At 78.8% G+C, this 208-nt stretch carries 1 pseudogene; it reads right to left on the bottom strand.

What is annotated here, in order from left to right:
* Positions 1-208, bottom strand: a pseudogene (locus DBR23_RS25365) (P-type conjugative transfer protein TrbL); the annotation flags it as partial.

Genomic DNA, 208 nt, shown 5'->3' with positions numbered 1-208 from the left:
CTTCGCACTGCTGGCCGCCGACGTAGCGGCGCGCGCACCGCTACCGGCCAGCTTGGCGGCAGCCGGGGCCATGCGCGCACCAGCAGCCACGGCGCCACCCACGCCCGTCGCGGCGGCGCCGATGGCGACGGCCGTGCCGGCAGCGCCGACAGCAGCACCGGCCATTGCGCCAGCGCCGAGCTGCGGCGCACCGGAGACGAGGCCCGTG

The organism is Acidovorax sp. HMWF018, assembly GCF_003061035.1.
Lineage (GTDB): Bacteria > Pseudomonadota > Gammaproteobacteria > Burkholderiales > Burkholderiaceae_C > Acidovorax > Acidovorax delafieldii.
The sequence above is the reverse complement of the archived record's forward strand: the minus strand, read 5'-3'. Positions and strand labels throughout refer to the sequence as shown.